This window comes from Hydrocoleum sp. CS-953, from assembly GCF_002260545.1.
Classification (GTDB): Bacteria; Cyanobacteriota; Cyanobacteriia; order Cyanobacteriales; family Microcoleaceae; genus Trichodesmium.
Genome location: NZ_LGSU01000528.1, coordinates 1 through 3509 on the forward strand (window position 1 = coordinate 1; position 3509 = coordinate 3509).

Here is a 3509-nt window from a genome sequence, read left to right on the forward strand (position 1 = left end):
ATTTTTATTTGTTTATGCTGGAGTATTTATTGTTGGTACTCCAATTGTTGTAGTTTACACCTATACACGCCAAAAATTAGGACTATATTGGCGAGAGTGGATGACTAGCAAATTTCTCGACAACTACTTACAAAATAGGTCTTATTATCAAATTAACTCAGAGGGAAAAATTGATAATCCAGACCAAAGAATGGCAGAAGATATTAAATCTTTCACTAGGCAAAGTTTGTTTTTTCTGCTGACAATTCTTAACTCAGTAATTGATGTTATTTCCTTCACTGGAATTCTGTGGTCAATATCTGTACCACTGTCAATATTTCTAATTTTTTATGCTGTATTAGGAACATTAGTAGCAGTATTTTTTGGGAGAAAATTAATTACTTTAAATTTCAATCAACTCAGACGAGAAGCAGATTTTCGTTATGGATTAGTTCATATTCGTGATAATGCTGAATCAATTGCTTTTTACCAAGGAGAAGAACAAGAATCATTACAACTCAAACAAAGATTTGCTCAGGTCTTTAATAATTTTAATTTGCTCATTGGTTGGCAGAGAAATGTAGATTACTTTACCACTGGTTATCGATACGCAGTTATTATTTTGCCTTCTTTAATAATGGCTCCTATTTACTTTGCTGGTGAGATTAAATATGGAGATATTACTCAGGCAGGTTTTGCTTTTAGTCAAGTTTTAGGAGCTTTTTCTTTAGTAGTTAGTCAAATCGATAATTTAACTGCTTTTGCTGCTGGTATTAATCGTTTAGCTAAATTTAGAGACACATTAGAANGGTTATCGATACGCAGTTATTATTTTGCCTTCTTTAATAATGGCTCCTATTTACTTTGCTGGTGAGATTAAATATGGAGATATTACTCAGGCAGGTTTTGCTTTTAGTCAAGTTTTAGGAGCTTTTTCTTTAGTAGTTAGTCAAATCGATAATTTAACTGCTTTTGCTGCTGGTATTAATCGTTTAGCTAAATTTAGAGACACATTAGAAGATACGCAAAAATTACCAGAAATAGGAAATGGGGAAATTGATATTAGAGAAAATTCTCGACTGGCGCTAGAAAATATTACTCTGAATACTCCTCTAAATTACGAAGATATAAATGAAACTCAAAAGACTTTGGTTAGAGATTTATCGGTAGCATTAGAACCTGGTCAAGGATTATTAATAGTAGGTCAAAGTGGAGTTGGTAAAAGTTCTTTATTAAGAGCAATAGCAGGTTTATGGAAATCAGGTACAGGTTGTTTAATACGTCCCCATTTGGAGGAAATGTTATTTTTACCTCAGCGCCCTTATATGATTTTAGGAACTTTACGAGAACAGTTATTATACCCTAAAGTTCATCAGGAGTTTGATGAGCATAAATTACGAAAAATTTTGAAAGTTGTTAACTTAGAAGATTTACCAGATAGATTAGGTGGTTTTGATGTAGAGTTACAATGGGAAAATGTTTTATCTTTAGGGGAACAACAACGTTTAGCTTTTGCTAGACTATTATTAACAAATCCTTGTTATGCAATTTTAGATGAAGCTACTAGTGCCTTAGACTTACAAAATGAGGCAGAACTTTATCAACAATTACAAACAACTAAAACCACATTTATTAGTGTCGGACATCGTTTAAGTTTGTTAAAATATCATCACCAAGTTTTAGAATTAACTGGTAATGCTAATTGGCAAATATTATCTGCGGAAGATTATCAAGCAAAAGTTAGTTTATTAAATTAATGATGAAAGTAATATGAAATATAGAACCCCTGAAGGTATTTATTTTTTTATACATGATGGGGTTGGGGAGTGTGGGGAGTGTGGGAAGTGTGGGAAGATGGGGGTCGCTTATTCTACCTTTTTCCCCTCTGAGTATTTCTTAATCTCCTGAATTCTGTACGGGCGTTAACGATAGTTATGCGAAGCTAACAGCCGTTTCGCTGCGCGACATGAAACGCCCCTACGAGGACTGAGGACTGAGCAAAAAACTCGCAACAAAGCCCAAGATACGCTTAGGGGTTCTATATAGGACTTCCCATACTTGTGAGGTACAAAGTTTTTTAACTTTAGGAGTCAGGAGTAGTAGGGGCTTGCTGGCCATTAGCTACGCACAACTTTCCTATCGGAATGCTCCGCAAACGTTTTATATGTCGCTCCGCGTTAACGGAGTTGTGCGACATATAAAACGCCCGTACAGGAGACAGGAGTTAAATATAAGTTGTATTAGGTGTACCTTATGACTCTAGGAAATCCTATAGCAATAATATTTCAGTTGCAAGATTTGAGTGGTAATTAGGAGTTAGGAGTCAGAATAAAAGGATTGTAATATCATGTCCGGTAGCATCGGTATTGCAAGTGAGAAGGTAAGGAAGAAGGCTCATATTATCTAGGAGAGAAGGAAGAAGGAAGAAAGAAGAAAAGGAAAAAGCTTACATAAGGTAAATATTTCCCCAACTTTTACACGCTCCGATACCAGCAGACATGGTATAATTTATCTTAATTGTTATTAAATATCTCATAAATCATTCCTGATTCCTATTACCGAAATATTGTGGTTTAAAGCCTCCCCTTTTAAGGGGATAATAAATAAAAATTTTCCTGTTCGTCAATCCTCTTCTTTTTAAGGNATTGTGGTTTAAAGCCTCCCCTTTTAAGGGGATAATAAATAAAAATTTTCCTGTTCGTCAATCCTCTTCTTTTTAAGGAGAGGTAATTCGCGCATTATTAATTCTAAATTCTTAATTCTTGAAGAAAAAGAATCCTACCCAAGATTCCACCAAAGATAATATTTGGTACAATACTCATATTGAGGTGCATTATTACGCTTTAGCGTTCCAAATATATCTAGTGGAGGATGGCGGAAATAACTGACCAGTTACAAAATCTTAAAAGCCTTACTAACCAATACTTTTAACTTTTGACTGTTGACTTTTGACTTCCGCGTAGCGGCACTAGGAGCAGTAAACCACAACAATACTTAGGGCTTGCTGAATAAGTCTTTTAGTAGAGGAGAGGAATCAGAACTCAGAACTCAGAACTCAGAACTCAGGAGGAATAGGAATTATAAAGTAGGTAGTCAGAAAAATAGTCCCTTAATTTTTCTGCCTCCCGTTACCCCAAGATGCTCACTTTTTCAGATATATAAACTGAAAAGCTGGTAGTTTTTCCAAATCTAAAATGACTCAAACCCTTATATTTCAATGCTTTGATATTTAATCAGCAAACCCTACTTAAAACTAACAGAAGCGATCGCCTAAAAATTAAGCCAAAATTAAGCCAAAATTAAGCCACAGCTAACTCCTCAACTTGACAAATATATCGCCCCACTGCAGCAGCAACGGGGCATAAACTTTCAACCAACTCCACCATATTTTCCAAAGACAATGCTTGTCGCGCATCCGAAACCGACTCCTCCGGTACAGGATGACACTCTATCATTAAACCATCTGCTCCACAAGCAACCGCAGCTTTTGCCAAAGATGCCACCAACTCCCGTTTACCCACAGCATGAGA

General features: G+C 35.6%; 2 protein-coding genes and 1 pseudogene. 2 read left to right on the forward strand and 1 reads right to left on the reverse strand.

Annotated features, from left to right (window positions below; genetic code table 11):
- Together AFK68_RS05525 and AFK68_RS05530 are read left to right on the forward strand one after the other, a co-directional pair.
- Nucleotides 1-787 (forward strand): ABC transporter ATP-binding protein/permease (locus tag AFK68_RS05525; protein ID WP_246844010.1); only part of this gene is annotated, 787 nt, incomplete at both ends.
- 40 nt (nt 788-827) lie between these two features.
- Nucleotides 828-1736, forward strand: a complete 909-nt coding sequence (locus AFK68_RS05530; RefSeq protein ID WP_094671918.1) for an ABC transporter ATP-binding protein/permease — start codon at nt 828-830, stop codon at nt 1734-1736.
- A gap of 1542 nt (nt 1737-3278) precedes the next feature.
- Here the strand turns inward: AFK68_RS05530 and AFK68_RS05535 are convergent.
- Nucleotides 3279-3509, reverse strand: a pseudogene (locus AFK68_RS05535) (3-deoxy-7-phosphoheptulonate synthase); the annotation flags it as partial.